Below are 14,725 nucleotides of genomic sequence, written 5' to 3' on the forward strand. Positions count from 1 at the left end.
CGCGTCATTCCACCGCGATAATGTATTGGCCGTCAAACGAATACAAATAGCACTCCGCTACCGGCACGCGCCAAATTTGCTCAATCGCTTGCCGATACAGGCGCATTTGCGTTCCGTAGCGGCCGAGCAAAAAGCGGGCGGCCTCCTCTTTCTGGCCGGCAAAACGGCCGGTCACCTCATCTGTTTTATAGTCGATCATCACATAACCGCGCTCATCCGCAAACACACAGTCAATCACCCCTTGGACAAGCACCCGGCGGTCGTCTTCCATCCCGTCATGCCCGTAAAGATGGGAAGCCGGAAGCCCTAGACTGAATGGCACTTCCCGGTGCACCTCGCGGGCGGCGCAAAGGCGGCGGCCGATATCCGTAGCGAAAAAGGCGGCGATCGCGGCCGCATCGACCGCTTCGGCTTGCTCGGCCGACAACAGCTCTTTTTCGATGAGCCGACCCATTTGCTCACGGATGGACGCTTCACTGACCGGCGCACGCAAGTCGAGATGGCGCATGACGATATGAAGCGCGGTTCCTTTTTCCGCCGGCGTCAACGTTTTTTCCTGCATAAAGCGCGGCCGCGAGAAAATCGGCGCTGTTCCTTGGCGCAGCGGCCATTCACTCGCCAGCTCGCCAAACAGCACCCGTTGCTCTTTCAGCTCCGACACCGACTGTTTGGCGCGCACAATCGTCCCTTTTTCATAGCGATACCGCCATAACAAACGCCGCTCTGCTTCCTCTTTCCAGCCGCCGCCAGCCGGAACAGGGCGGCCATGTTCAAGCGCAGCGAGCATGCTCTCGTCCGCCTGGCCGGCAGCCGCCTCGCCGCTGCGCAGCTCGGCCGCGGGCACAATGGCAATACGCCATACGGACGGATGGGAGGCGATTTCATCCGGCGCCTTCTCTCCCGCTAAAATGCGCCCGTCGCGGTGGCGAATGAGCGCCCGGCCGATCCAGTCTAAATAGGAACGGGCCGATGCCCGCACATCGTCGGGAAGCAGCCATTCGCGTTCTCCCGCAACGCCTTTCCATTTTTCGATCTCCTTATCGGCATCGTTGACCGCGGCGAGCAAATAAAGCTTCTCTTTCGCTCTTGTCAGTGCAACGTACAAAATGCGCATTTCCTCGGCGAGCAACTCGAGCCGCTTTTTCACTTGGATCGCCAGCAATGGCAGCGTTGGATAGCTGATGCGCAGCTGTGGGTGGACAAAACGGGCGCCAAAGCCGAGCTCTTTATCCAGCAAGTACGGATGATGCAAATCCCGCGTATAAAACGGGCGGGCGAGTCCGGCCAGAAAGACGACCGGAAACTCGAGCCCTTTGCTGCTATGGATCGTCATCACCCGCACGACATCTTCCTGCTCACCAAGCGGCCGGGCTGCTCCTAAATCATCGCCGCGCTCCTGCAGCCGCTCAATAAAGCGGAGAAAGCGGAACAGCCCGCGAAAGGCCGTCGATTCGTATTGGCGAGCGCGATCATACAAGGCGCGCAAATTGGCCTGCCGTTGCTTTCCACCCGGCAGCGCGCCGACAAAATCGTAAAATTGTGTATCGCGATACAGCTGCCAGATGAGGTCGGCCAACGAGCGGCGGCGGGCCATCGTGCGCCAGCGCCCGAGCTGCTCCAAAAACGCGGCCGCTTTTTTCTTGGCTGCCTCCTCCTCATCCGTTTCCGCCGGCTTTTGCCGGAACAACTGAAGCGCCTCATAAAACGTTCCTTTTGGATCGGCGAGGCGGATCATGGCCAGCTCGTTTTCATCAAAGCGAAACAACGGCGAACGGAGCACAGCGGCGAGCGGAATGTCTTGGTGCGGGTTGTCAATGACTTTCAGAAGCGACAGCATCACCGAAACTTCCGTCGCCTGAAAGTAGCCGGACGATAAATCGGCAGCCGCCGGAATGCCGTGCGCCTGCAGCTGCTCGATCATTTGCGGGGCGTTCGTCATCGAACGGACGAGCACAACGATGTCTCGGTACATGGCACGCCGCGGTTGCCCGCTTGAGCGGTCATGCACATAAAATGGCCGCGACACGATTTCTTTGATTTTCTCGGCCATTAGGCGCGCCTCCAGCTCGGAGCCCTCAAGCTCCGCTGCCTCTTCGTCCTCTTCTTCCGCCGCGCGCTGCCGGTTGATGATCATCACTTCCGGAACAGTATCCGCCCCATCCGGATAATCGGCGCCATACTTAAGCTGGGCTGCTTCATCGTACGCCATCTCCCCAACGGTTTCCCCCATGATTTGTGCAAAAAGGAAGTTCGTTCCGTCCAGCACCTCGGCGCGGCTGCGGAAATTGCGCGCCAAATCAATTCTCATTCCCCCTGCGTCCCCATCAGCGGCAAACCGTTTGTATTTGTCCAAAAACAGCATCGGCTCGGCGAGGCGAAAACGATAAATCGACTGCTTGACATCGCCGACCATAAATAAGTTGCCAGTCCGCTCGCTTCCTTTTTTAACGAGCTGCAAAATCGCTTCTTGCACAAGGTTCGTATCTTGATACTCATCGACAAGCACTTCATCAAACTGCGCTTGGTACTCCAAAGCGGCCGCCGATGGCTGCCATTCGCCCGTTTTCGGGTCGCGCTGCCGCAAAACATGCAGACAATAATGTTCCAAATCAGAAAAGTCGACGATCCCTTTTTCACGTTTCACGGCTTGAAACCTATCGGAAAAAGAGCGGACAAGCGCAACGATCGTCTCAACCGCCGGCTTCATCTCCCGCATATGGCGGATCCAGACAGACGGGGGCAGCGAAAATATGTTGTCGCGCAGCGCTTCCAGTTTCTTCTTCGCCTGGTCGCGAAGCGATTTCGCCTCATCAACGAGCCACTTATCATAGCCATCGCCGCGACAGCCCGGAAGCCGGCCGAACGCCAGCGACTGCAAAGCACGATACAGTCCTTCCCACGATTGCGACCGCCATCTTTCAAGTTCAGCGACAACGGCGGCATCCTCGCGCAGCCGTTTCTCATACGGCCGCGGCCCGCCCGGTTCCTGCGCAAGACGCAACGCCCTTTCGATGAGCCGTTTGGCCGCTGCCAGCTCCATCGCCGCATGTTGGTTGATATAGCGCGATGGCAAAAGCGACTCGGGCGGCGTCTGTTCATCGACCTCATACATGGATACAAGGCCTTTCAGCCATTCATCGGGCGCGGGGTGGGAGCGGGAGAAGTCATGCAACGCGAAAATCATGTCTTGCAGCTCGGCATCGCTCCGGTCTCCGGTGTAAGCATCAATGACGGCAAAAAAGCGCTCATTATCCGCCTTTCCATATTCCTCCTCAAGCAGCTCCTCAAGGACGTCCTCTTTCAGCAGTTCGATTTCTGTCTCATCAGCGATGCGAAACGACGGATCCAGATCGAGCAAATAATAATATTTGCGGATGACATCTAAGCAAAACGAATGGAGCGTCGAAATCGAGGCGCGGTTGAGCAGGCTGAGCTGGCGCCGCAAATGGAGCGAATGCGGCCGCTTGGCGAGTTCGCGCTCGAGCGCCTCGCCGATCCTTGCTTTCATCTCAGCCGCCGCAGCGTTCGTAAACGTGACGACAAGAAGGCGGTCAATATCGGTCGCCTCGTCTTCCGCCGTTACTTTTTGGATGATTCGCTCAACAAGAACGGCCGTTTTTCCAGACCCGGCCGCCGCAGCGACGAGAACGTCCCGGCCGCCGGCCACGATGGCTTTCCACTGTTCATCCGTCCACCGGCTTCCGGCCGGCTTCGGGCGAAACGCAACGCTCAAGACTCTCCCCTCCCTTTCGTTATATTCTTCATCACGTCTTCCCCCGTCTGTGGGGCAAGCTTTCGGAATTCGTTGCCGGACAGCGCCTCGTCAAATTGGCATATGGACTTAAAGGCGCAAAAGTCGCACGCTGTTTTGCTTTTCAGCTTGTACGGGGCAATCGATACAATGCCGTCAGCGATTTGTCCGCCAATATCGGCAAACAGACGGCGGACGTGCTGGCGAAGCGCATCAAAATCAGAAGCGCTCGCGACCGAAGACTGCGAATGAATCGCCCCGCTGCTCGTCAGCCTAACCGGCACAATCAGCGACCGCTGCCCTTTTTCCAATTGACTGTCCATCAGCCGGATTGCCTCCACATCGGCAAGCAGCAGACCGCGCATCCGAAACGGCTCAAGAAGTTGTTTCGCCATCTCCGCTTCATCGTCAAGCCACTGCTTCGCCTTCACAATCGGATTATGGACATGGAAATAGAGCACCCCGGCCGGCAGCGCCGGCTGTTTGACAAGTTGCTCAGCATACGTGAGCACAATGTCCAAATAGGTAAGCATTTGCAACGCCAAACCGTAATACACTTCCGTCAAATCAAGCGTTTTGGCGCTCGATTTGTAATCGATGATGCGAAGAAATACTCCTTCGCTGCTTTCTGCCTTTTCAACGCGGTCGATTCGCCCGACAAGCTCCATAACCGTCCCGTCGCGAAGTTGAAAGCGAAGCGGCGGCAAATCGCCGCCCGGTCCAAACGCCAGCTCGAGCCCGATCGGAACAAAGCCGCTCGCCCGCGCATGCTCGCTCAACACGTGGGTCGTGCGGGCGACAACGTGTTTTAATTTCCGTTTCATATATTCATAGCGAGACGAACTGGACAGCACTTGCTGTTGAATGAGGGGGGCAAGCCGTTCGACCGCTTCATCCGACAGACGCTCGCAATCCGGTTGGGACAGTTCGCTCCAATCAACGTGCTGTTCGCGCAGTCGGTCGGCGATTTGTTTAATGGCCGCATGGAACAACTGGCCGACATCCGGCGCCTCGAGGCGGAAAATGCTTCGCTCCTTCAAGCGCAGCCCGTGTGAAATAAAATGGGCGTACGGGCATTTTTGAAACTGCTCCATGCGCGAGACGCTCGCCTGAATTTTTTTTCCGTACAACCGCCGGCTCCATTGTTTTTTCAACGGCGCGGCTTTGTTTGTATAAAACAGCGCCGACACCGCCTTTTGCACCCTCTCGTTCCATTCCGGGCGGGCGATGAACACGTTGTACACATCCCACCAAAGCGGATCGATGCCATAGTTTCGCTTCCATGCGCGCAGCTGGCTGACCAAATACGTTTGTGTCGCCTGCGGCGCTGTCACAAACGCCTCCGCCTTCTCTTCCGGGGCATCGAACGGATCGTTGCCGCACAAGCGCACCTTCACCTTCGGGAACAGCTCCGACAATTGTTTAATCAGCGGCGATGGCATGAGCGCTTTCCCTTCGCCATCGGCCAGCGGGTATGTAACATACAGCCGTTCGCTTGGACAGGCAAGCGCCAGGTAGATAAAAAACGGATCGTAAAACAGCTGTTCCCGGCTCCCCGGCGCAAGCGCCACACCGAGTTCGCGCAGCTGCTCCCGTTCGATTTCCGCCATAAGCCCATCCTCTTTCGCCCTGGCTGGAATGACGCCATCGTTGGCGCCAATGACAAACGCATACTTCACGCCGATGAGACGCGAACGGTCGAGCTGGGCGACGATCACTTGATCGATGGCCGGCGGCACAAGGGAGAACTCAAGCCGGTCAAGCCCGGCCTCGATAATTTTAGCAAATTCGGCTAACGACAACGGTTCCGCTCCGAGCATTTCAACGTATTGGTCAAGCAAATCGATGACCGCGTTCCACACCTGCTCATGCTGGCGCGCTTCCACGAGGCGGCCTTCCGCTTCCGCCTGCGCGCTCATTTGTTCCAGCTTTTTCGGAATCTGCAATTCTTCTAACAAGAGATATAGCGCCGTGCAATACCCGCGCCCGTCCTTAGCCCGGCGCAAACGGCGCTCAAGGCGGCGGAGCGGGGCGGCCAGCGTCTCCCGCCATTCGTTCAACTTGTCCTCAAATTGCCGTTCTTCATCCGTCTGCGGCACATTCAACCCGTCAAGCGCCCGGTAGCGCCGATACGGCCAGCGCTCGCCGCTCGTCCATTTGTCCCCCTTCACCCCATAAGCAAGAACATAGTTTTCGAGTTTGTCGGCTGCCTCGCGCCACATGACCAAGTCACCGTCCAACGGAAAGAGCAAATCCGTCTTCACAGCGCGAAACACCGCCTCATACCGCCAGTTTGTGGAAATGGTTTCCAAAGCAGCGCGCACAAGTTCAATGAGCGGATGATGGTGCATCGGCTCTTTTTCATCCATAAAATACGGGATGCCAAAATCAAAAAACACCGTCTTCACAAGGTCGCGGTACGCCTCCGTTTGGCGGATGACGAGTGCGATGTCGCGATAGCGCGCCCCTTCGTCGCGGACAAGGCGGATGATTTCCCGGGCGACCGCTTCCAGTTCTGCGCGGCGGTTGGCCGCCTCATAAAGGCAGACCGCACCGTCTTCCGCTTCGTAAGGCGGCAGCGGGCGGCGATGAAACTGCGCCTCGAGATGGGCGAGCGCCCCGCTTTGATGACGTCGGTTTTCCGCGAGCACGACCGGCTCTTCAAGCAAAACATCGTTGGCCAAGGCAAGCTCGCGCAACTGGCGGTACGTCTGCGCCGGCAGATAAAACAAGTCGAGCTCGTCCGGCATCGCACCATCATACGGGCGGTCGACCGTCAGGCAAACGGTGACCCGCCGGCAATGACGAAGAAGCTGCTCAATCACTATGTATTCTTGCGGGGCAAAATGATGGAATCCGTCGATATAAACATCGGCATCACGCAAATAGCAGGAGCGGGGGATTTGTTCGGCGAGCAGGCGCAAATAATCTTCCGAATCGAGGTAATGGCCGCTTAAGCTCCGCTCGAGCTCTGCATAAACGAGCGCGACATCGCTGAGCTTATCGGCCAGCAGGCGCCGTCCCGGCCGGCTCGGCCCGCTTTCCAGCTCCTCGACACGGCGGCGAAGCTCGTCCGGCGTTAAGCAATACCGCTTGCATTCGGCGATCATCTCATGCAGCTGCTCGACAAAACCGCTTTTGTCCGCCGCGCGGCCAAACAGTTTAAGCTCCTGTTTCCGCTGTTCAATAATTTTGCGAATCATCATTTGCACGCCGACATCGTGGACGTGGTAGCGGTTCATGCCTCCCGTCTCCTGCAAGACGCGCCAGGCGAGGCGGGGGAAGCTGAACACTTGGGCGCGGATCATTCCTCCTGCTCCCTCGGTATGGATTAAGGCGTATTCACATTGAAACGTCATCTGCTCCGGAACGAGGTAAACAATCGTCTTTCCTCTCGGATCTTCCTGCAGCTTGCGGCGGATTTCCGCAAGACACATAGCCGTCTTCCCGCTTCCCGATCGTCCAAGCAAAAAGCGAAGCGACACGGCGATCACCACCATTCGTTTCCTTTATCTCTTCTATTTTAGCACATATGTTCGTATTTGGTAAAGAAAAACTGCCTTCCTTGAAAGCAACCGCTCCCTTAGGCAAAACCGTCGCCGCACCTCGATGCGCCATTTTCTCAAAAATGGAAAGCAATCTCCCGAAACGGCCAATAGCGGAGGTCTACCTTGCCGACCACTTGGCTGATTTTGACGAAGCCGAAATGGCGGCTGTCCCAACTGCTGAGCCGATTGTCGCCAAGGACAAAAATGCAGCCGGCCGGCACCCGCTTTTCTCCCGTCACCTCTTCAAGGGTAAAACCGCCTGTCAGCTTCCCGCTAAGGAGTTGCTGCTTATACGGCCGCAAATACGGTTCATCGACCTGTCGACCGTTAATATACAGCACATCGTTTTTGTACTCGATCCGATCCCCCGGCAGCCCGATGACCCGTTTCACGTAATCTTCCTTTTGATTGGCGTGAAACACGACGACATCAAACCGATGAATCGGGGCAATTTCATAACGGATCTTATTGACGATCAGCAAATTGCCGCTTTGCAGCGTCGGCATCATTGACTTTCCTTCCACCATATAATTGCTGAAAACGAAAAAACGGAGCATGGCGACAAACCCGACAGCGGCGAGCCATGGCCAGCGGCGTCCCCGCTTCTTTCCTTGTTTCCGTTTGGTCACTCCCTGTCCTCCTCGCTGCGTTGTTTTTCCGTCAACGAAAATCTTGCCTCTACTCGTTTTCCCGCATACCAAAGCAGCAGCACAACAACAGCGATCGCCGCCGTACGCAACGGCTGGCGGACAAGCGCCACCAAGTCATACCCGATAAAGCTGATCGTAAAAATCATGATCATCTTTCCAAGCAAGACCGCTAATACAAACTGCTGGCGGCTGATGCGTGACAGACCGGCAACGATATTGACAAGCGCCGACGGGGTGAAAGGAAAGCAATACAGCAAAAACAGCGGCCCGAATCCGTGCCGTTCAATCCAGTGCATAAACTGGCGCACTTTTGGATGGCGGCGGACAAAATGAAAGAAACGCTGCTGGCCGATCTTCCGCGTCAGCCAAAAGACGATGAGCGAGCCGAGCGAAGCGCCAATCCAAGAAATGAAAAACCCTTTCCACAACCCGAATGCCGCTGCGTTCGCCATCACAAACACAACCATCGGCAAAATCGGAAAAAACGACTCGAGCAGCGTCGCCGCAATGCCGGGAAATATGCCGAAGGAACGGTAATGGTCGAGTAAGGAAAGCACGTGGTCGAGCGTGAGCCATTGTTTCAAATTTTCCATATTCATCGTTCTTTCTCCATTCAAATGCCGTTTATATTTTTATTTTACACGCTCGGCCGCGCAATTTGAACTTTTGCTTGTGAAAACCCATTTTTTATCATGGCGGTTATTCCGTCACATGCTTTTCTTGCTGCATGCGATATATGTATTGCAGTTTGCGCTCTCTCGCCTCCATTCGCTCCGACAGTTTCGTCCGCAGCTGGGCTGTTCGGTGCAATTGGTTGATGAAAGATTTGCAGGACACATCGAGGACAACGCTTTTCCCGTTGCGGAAGTATACAACCGTCCGCTCATATTTCGCAGGCTCATACCGATAGACATGCATATGCGACAGCCAAACACAGCAGGAATCTTTCGGGGAAGCGGTGGGAAAGAAGTAAATTTCGTTGGACGGTTCAATGGCGATCGGCGCTTTGTGGGTGATGCCGATCACGGCCTTTGTTCCCTCTTTTCTGCCTTGAAAGCTGCAGCCATAATAATCGCAGCTATGTCTAATAATGTCGAGGGGCGTTTGTTTGACAATGTACTCGCCATCTTCCTCGACGACCTTTGCATACAGGTCATTGTTCAACAAATAAGGGAGAATCGCCATCGTATAACGGCTCACGACGAAATGGTTTAGGATGATAAATTCATTTACTTTCATCGTCTCATCTCCTCTCAACGAACTCACCACTCCTATCATACCACCAATAGTTATATTTTTCTATATTTTTAAAAAAGCCAGCGTTTTTTTGCGCAAAAAATCCCATGACGATCGTCATGGGCATTGTCAGGAGTTTTCAAACGTCTGGCCGATTTCTTTCATTGCTAAATACTCGTTCGCTTGCTCGAGCGCCGTATGTTCGCCGACCGAATCGCCTGCATACGTTTCCTCGTTCATCCACGATTGTTCAAAATGGAGATCGGTGCTGACGCGGAATTCGGCAGGGATTAGCTCCGGCAGACTATCTTTTTTCTTTTCCATTTCATCGCCTCCCTCCGTCTATAGAGTGCGCCAGCTTTTTCCTTTTATACGCAAAAAAGCCCGGTCAAACCGGGCTTCCGTCGATATACGGCAATAGCCGCCGTCAAGCGGTCGTAAACTGCTCCTCTTCCGTCGATCCTTTCAAGGCGACGGTGGATGCTTGACCGCCGGAGATGACTTGGGCGACTTCATCAAAATAGCCGGTGCCGACTTCGCGTTGATGGCGCGTTGCAGTGTAGCCATATTTTTCAGCGGCAAATTCTGCTTGCTGCAGTTCGGCGTATGCAGCCATGCCGCGTTCTTTGTAGCCGCGCGCCAGTTCAAACATGCTGTAGTTGAGCGCGTGGAATCCAGCCAGAGTAACGAACTGGAACTTGTACCCCATTTTGCCGAGCTCTTGCTGGAATTTGGCGATCGTTTCATCGTCCAATTTTTTCTTCCAGTTGAACGACGGTGAGCAGTTATAGGCCAGCAGCTTGCCCCGCCCCGGCATCAGCCACGATCGGAACAAAGTAGTCGATGTCTCCACTACCTTCCAAATATTGAATTTGATCAGCGCGCTGCAACGCCTGATTAATGCGTTTGACGACGTGCGGAACACTGTTGGACGGATACAAGCTTTGGTCCGGATACATTTGCCCGGCGAGGTTGGCGTCGGCTGCCACCTGCCATCCACTTAAATAAATGGCTTTCAACCCGGCTTTCACTTGTTGCACGGCCTGATTCCCCGTCAACACACCAAGCGCGTGGACATAGTCTTCGGTATGGAGCAGTTTCCATAGTTTTTCTGCGCCGCGCCGAGCGAGCGTATGCTCAATATCGATCGAGCCGCGCAGTTTAATGACATCTTCGGCGCTGTACGGGCGGACGATCCCTTTCCAGCGCTCTTCATTTTTCCAGCTTTCCTCTAATTGTCGGACACGTTCAGCAAATGACGCCATTTTTCCTTCCCCCATCTCTTTGTTATAATGCATTATTTTTATTTACGGTTTTATTATATAACAGAAAGAGAAAATGCAAGATTTTTTTGAAACTTTCTTTGAATTAGGAAAATAGACACAAACTGTTCGTAAACAACACCGTTTTCCTATCCGTACTTTTGGTATGATCATGAATAGAGGAGTGATGGGAATGAGAAAGTGGTATACGATAGCAACGTGCCTCGTACTGTTCGGAATCGGCGCCGGCATCTTTTACTTTACCGTTTATAAGCCATCTGCCGAGCGCCTTCCCCATGATGTCACAATGGAAACTGCCTGGGGGCGTCCGTATGCGTTCGGCGACTTGCCGCCGAAAGTGCGGCTCGTTGAGTTTATTTATACAAACTGTCCAGATATTTGTCCGAATACGACAATGCAAATGGCGAAACTGCGCGACCGGCTGGAAAGCGCCGGTGTATTTGGGCGGGATGTCGAATTTATCACCATCACGATTGATCCGGCCCGCGACACGAAAGAAAAGCTGCAAACATATGCCCGCACGTTTGGCGTAACCGGCGACGGGCAAGGCTGGGTATTTTTGCGCGGCAGCGAGGACGAAACAAAAAAAACAGCCGACGCCTTCGATTTTCAATACCGAGACCCGGGCAACGGGATGATTGTGCATACAGCGCTCGCGTACTTGCTTGACCGCGATGGCCGCGTCATTGAGCAGGTCGGGATGGGGACTTCGCGGTTTCACGTCGATGACGTATATGAAACCATTATGAATGAGTTGCCGTAATATCGCCGCAACAAACAGGTGTCCCGATCACTCGGGACACCTGTTTGTGCTGGATGATGTGTGTTCCAGGGAAATCCAGCGCCTTTTGCCCCCTTGCCAAAGACAGCATCATTCAAACGACGAGCGAATACAGACTGAGGACCGCAAACGCGGCAAGAACGACGACCATGACATTGGCCCCGAACCAAGCCGCGATGACAGCCGCCGCAAAACCAATGGCTCCGAACACAACATCATCTTGGATGAAAAAAACGTCAGGAATAATGAGCGCCCCAAGCACTGCATACGGCACGTTTTTCAGCACCCCTTGCCAAAACGGCGGCAGCTGGATGCGGCCGAGCAGCACAAACGGCAGCAGGCGGGGCAAGTACGTCACGACTCCCATGCCGATGATCATCCAGACGATCGTGCTATTCATCGCCGTTTCCTCCTTCTTTCGCCAGCCATTGAACGATGACAGCCGACAGCAACGTAGCCAACACGATCGACCATCCTTTCGACAAGTGAAGAACAAACGTGCCGATAGAATTAAACAAAGCGGACAGCCCCGCCAGCCATACGATTTTCCGTTGCTTTTTCAACGCCGGCACAAGCAGCCCGATAAACATGGCGTACAAGGCGATCGACATGCTTTCCTGTAGGCTTTCTGGCAGGCTCGCCCCTACGGCATGCCCAATGCCGGAATTGACCACCCAGCTGCCGTACGCCATGGCAATCAATCCAAACATATACGAAGCGTTGACCGTCCCCTCTTTCATCGCGGCCACTGAAAACGTTTCATCGGTGATGCCAAAGGCGTACAACGCTTTTTTCCAAAATGCATCCGGCTCGGCTTTTTCGCTCAGGGAAGCGGACAGTGACATACTCCCACCACCTACGCTTCGCTTAGAGGTGGGGGCTTCTCGGGTAATCCCATCTCATGATGGGAAGTTGACCGAGCGATCCCCGTGTGCCCCACGGTTCGAGGACAAATTAGACGATCGCCAATCGTTTCATGCCCTCATGTTTGATATTGATGGCCGCATTGACGTCCCTGTCGCTCTCGAATCCACATTCACAACGGAATGTCCGTTCAGAAAGCGATAGAGACTCCTTGACTCGACCGCAACACGAACACGTTTTGGACGAGGGGAACCATTTGTCGATTTTGATCAGCTTCTTCCCCTGTTCGGCCAGCTTGTACTGAAGGAAAGTGGTGAACATGCCCCAGCCGTTGTCATGAACGCCTTGACCGAAATGGAGGGCTTGTGACATCCCTTTCATGTTGAGGTTTTCGATGACCACGCAATCATACCGTTTCGCTAATTTGTGCGACTCCTTATGCAGAAAGTCCTTGCGCTGGTTGGCAATTTTCTCATGCAGCTTCGCTACTTTCAGACGCTGTTTGTGCCAACGATTCGAGCCTTTCTTTTTACGAGACCATTTACGCTGTTCTTTCGCTAATGTTTCCAATGCTTTGCGATAGAATCGAGGATAATTGGCTCTCTTACCCTCGCTATCGACATACAACGTACTCATGGAAAAGATCCATGGGCAATGGTTTGCCCTCCACCCAGGGATGAAAATCCCCCTTTTCTTCCCATAATGAAGAATAGGCGCAAACAGTTCAACAGGACGTTATGCTTAATGGTGGCTTAGACCCTGTACGGAAAAGTGTTTGAATCCACTGGGTGCACCACCCATTGTCCGCCCTTTCCCGATGCGGAGGAAAGGTGACGACGAACGGAAAACTGCCGCATTTCTCCCGTGGATTCGCTGTTTGCGCACTCGATCATCGAAAAGGAGGATTTTCATCATGGATGTCATCTATCCTCGCTGCGCAGGATTGGATGTTCATGCCGAAACCATCGTCGCCTGCGCGCTATGGGAAGAAGATGGACACATTCAAAAGGACATTCAAACCTTCTCCACGTTCTCGAAAGGACTTGGCGACCTGCTTGAGTGGCTCGAAGAACATGGCGTTACCCATGTCGCCATGGAATCCACCGGCGTGTATTGGAAACCGGTCTTCGCCTTCCTCGAGGGCTATGTCGACTTGACWYTGGCCAATCCGCAGCGGATCAAAAATGTCCCGGGAAGAAAAACCGATGTCTCGGACGCCGAGTGGATCGCCAAGCTGCTCCGCCATGGACTCGTTGAAAAAAGTTTCGTCCCCCCAGCGGATATTCGCGAATTGCGGGATTTTACCCGYCTCCGCAAAAAGTGGGTCGGACAGCTGACTTCGGAGAAAAACCGGATTCAAAAAGTGCTCGAGTCTTCCAATGTCAAACTCGGCTCGGTCCTCTCCGATCTCTTCGGCGTTTCCGGAAAAGACATCCTCGCCCGGCTGCTKGAGAAGGGATACGTGGACAAGGACGAGTTGGATCAATGCCTGCGCGGAAGGCTCAAAAAGAAAAAGCAAGCGGTGTACGATTCGCTGCTCGGCACCTTGACCGAACACGAGCTCCGTCTCCTTCGCCTCTTGTGGAAACACGTKGAGGAATTGGAGCGGCTCATCGAAGAAGTCGACCARCACATCGACCGCCTGCTCGAGCCGTATCGCGAGGAAGTGAACCTGCTGATGACCATGCCCGGAGTGAAAAAACAAACCGCCGCCGTCATCATCGCCGAGATGGGAACCGACATGAGCGTCTTTGAAACGCCGGAACGGGCGGCTTCATGGACTGGATTGTCCCCCGGCAACCATGAAAGCGCCGGAAAGCGAAAGAGCACGCGCACGACAAAAGGCAATCCCCATCTCCGATCGGCGTTATGCGAGGCGGCATGGTCAGCAGCTCGATCCAAGACGCATCCCTTGTCCCGAAAGTTTTGGTCGTTGGCGGCCCGGTGCGGGAAGAAAAAAGCCCTCATCGCCATTGCTCGGCGGATGTTGGTGATCATCTTTTGCATGATCTCCCGCAAAGAGCCGTTCCGCCAACCACAACTTATTTAGTCTAGCCAAAAGGCAGACAGGTTATACGAGATGCCTAAAATCGGGCACCTCTGCTTTCCTATTGCCTTTTTTGGCCATTTTCAGTATACCCTCACGGATCAGGAGCGTATACCGCACTCACCAAGTGGTGGGGATTTTCACGGAAAAAGAGACAATTTTAGGCTATACCTAACCAAAATTCATCTCCCACTTTCACTTCGTTTAGAAGTGGAAGACTTCTTTCGGAAAGATGTTAAAATTATGGTAAAACCCGCCTTTCGACGTATCGCTTTCCGCAACGATGCGGTCGACCGTCACGCCGTGGTAGCCGTATTTCTCAAATAAATGAAGCGCCGTATCGATAATGCGGTCTCTGAGCGGTTTGTCAGCCATAGAAAATCCCCTTTGCCATTTATAATACACTATTTTCTGAAAAAGTGAAATATTTTTTGTTTTTCCTTTACCATACCCGAACTGCACCATGATTGTCAACCATTGTTTCTCATGACCAACACGGTCGTACAGGGCCTGCTGATACATAATGGCCGCCATGTTTTCAAATGATAAAGATGGAGGTGGCTTC

9 protein-coding genes and 4 pseudogenes are annotated in these 14,725 nt (G+C 54.0%); 2 read left to right on the forward strand and 11 right to left on the reverse strand.

Annotation, left to right across the window (positions count from 1 at the left end; translation table 11 throughout):
- Window positions 1–4: 4 nt before the first annotated feature.
- The 7 genes and pseudogenes from addA to AP057_RS07860 form a co-directional block, all read right to left on the reverse strand.
- Window positions 5–3,733, reverse strand: coding sequence for a helicase-exonuclease AddAB subunit AddA (addA, locus tag AP057_RS07830; protein WP_055358450.1), 3,729 nt, complete (start codon window positions 3,731–3,733; stop codon window positions 5–7).
- On the reverse strand, window positions 3,730–7,236 hold the full coding sequence (gene addB / locus AP057_RS07835) for a helicase-exonuclease AddAB subunit AddB (protein WP_304437678.1): 3,507 nt from the start codon (window positions 7,234–7,236) through the stop codon (window positions 3,730–3,732). The genes addA and addB overlap by 4 nt, the downstream gene beginning before the upstream one ends.
- Before the next feature lie 137 nt (window positions 7,237–7,373).
- On the reverse strand, window positions 7,374–7,928 hold the full coding sequence (gene lepB, locus AP057_RS07840) for a signal peptidase I (RefSeq protein ID WP_033013823.1): 555 nt from the start codon (window positions 7,926–7,928) through the stop codon (window positions 7,374–7,376).
- Complete coding sequence (locus tag AP057_RS07845; RefSeq protein ID WP_033013824.1) at window positions 7,925–8,548, reverse strand: TVP38/TMEM64 family protein; 624 nt, start codon at window positions 8,546–8,548, stop codon at window positions 7,925–7,927. Before AP057_RS07845 ends, lepB begins: the two co-directional genes overlap by 4 nt.
- A 100-nt stretch (window positions 8,549–8,648) precedes the next feature.
- Window positions 8,649–9,188 (reverse strand): competence protein ComK, encoded by a 540-nt coding sequence (locus tag AP057_RS07850; RefSeq protein WP_033011628.1) that lies wholly within the window; start codon window positions 9,186–9,188, stop codon window positions 8,649–8,651.
- Between the two features lie 126 nt (window positions 9,189–9,314).
- Complete coding sequence (locus tag AP057_RS07855; RefSeq protein ID WP_033011626.1) at window positions 9,315–9,509, reverse strand: hypothetical protein; 195 nt, start codon at window positions 9,507–9,509, stop codon at window positions 9,315–9,317.
- A gap of 103 nt (window positions 9,510–9,612) precedes the next feature.
- Window positions 9,613–10,450: pseudogene (locus AP057_RS07860) on the reverse strand (hypothetical protein).
- 190 nt (window positions 10,451–10,640) lie between these two features.
- On the opposite strand from AP057_RS07860, the gene AP057_RS07865 reads away from it, so the two are divergent.
- Window positions 10,641–11,231 carry an SCO family protein gene (locus tag AP057_RS07865; RefSeq protein ID WP_055358452.1) on the forward strand — a complete coding sequence of 197 codons (591 nt, stop codon included), beginning with the start codon at window positions 10,641–10,643 and terminating at the stop codon, window positions 11,229–11,231.
- Window positions 11,232–11,343: 112 nt separating this feature from the next.
- Here AP057_RS07865 and AP057_RS07870 read toward each other — a convergent pair whose 3' ends face one another.
- From AP057_RS07870 to AP057_RS07880, 3 genes and pseudogenes are all read right to left on the reverse strand, one after another.
- On the reverse strand, window positions 11,344–11,649 hold the full coding sequence (locus tag AP057_RS07870) for an AzlD domain-containing protein (protein WP_055358453.1): 306 nt from the start codon (window positions 11,647–11,649) through the stop codon (window positions 11,344–11,346).
- Window positions 11,642–12,088 (reverse strand): annotated as a pseudogene (locus tag AP057_RS07875) (AzlC family ABC transporter permease); the annotation flags it as partial. The pseudogene AP057_RS07875 and the gene AP057_RS07870, both read right to left, overlap by 8 nt.
- 115 nt (window positions 12,089–12,203) lie before the next feature.
- A pseudogene (locus AP057_RS07880) lies at window positions 12,204–12,755 on the reverse strand (RNA-guided endonuclease InsQ/TnpB family protein); the annotation flags it as partial.
- A 271-nt stretch (window positions 12,756–13,026) separates the two neighbouring features.
- On the opposite strand from AP057_RS07880, the gene AP057_RS07885 reads away from it, so the two are divergent.
- Window positions 13,027–14,163: an IS110-like element ISGka2 family transposase gene (locus AP057_RS07885; protein WP_011229840.1), complete on the forward strand. Its 1,137-nt coding sequence runs from the start codon at window positions 13,027–13,029 to the stop codon at window positions 14,161–14,163.
- Window positions 14,164–14,370: 207 nt separating this feature from the next.
- Here the strand turns inward: AP057_RS07885 and AP057_RS17835 are convergent.
- A pseudogene (locus tag AP057_RS17835) lies at window positions 14,371–14,694 on the reverse strand (TetR/AcrR family transcriptional regulator); the annotation flags it as partial.
- Window positions 14,695–14,725 lie beyond the last annotated feature (31 nt).

It is taken from the genome of Geobacillus sp. Sah69, assembly GCF_001414205.1.
Lineage (GTDB): Bacteria > Bacillota > Bacilli > Bacillales > Anoxybacillaceae > Geobacillus > Geobacillus stearothermophilus.

What these genes read in the sequence shown, in the direction of transcription:
- AP057_RS07845 (WP_033013824.1), bottom strand. Translation starts at nt 8,548, where the DNA reads ATGAATATGGAAAATTTGAAACAATGGCTCACGCTCGACCACGTGCTT.
- AP057_RS07850 (WP_033011628.1), bottom strand. Translation starts at nt 9,188, where the DNA reads ATGAAAGTAAATGAATTTATCATCCTAAACCATTTCGTCGTGAGCCGT.
- AP057_RS07855 (WP_033011626.1), bottom strand. Translation starts at nt 9,509, where the DNA reads ATGGAAAAGAAAAAAGATAGTCTGCCGGAGCTAATCCCTGCCGAATTC.
- AP057_RS07865 (WP_055358452.1), top strand. Translation starts at nt 10,641, where the DNA reads ATGAGAAAGTGGTATACGATAGCAACGTGCCTCGTACTGTTCGGAATC.
- AP057_RS07870 (WP_055358453.1), bottom strand. Translation starts at nt 11,649, where the DNA reads ATGAATAGCACGATCGTCTGGATGATCATCGGCATGGGAGTCGTGACG.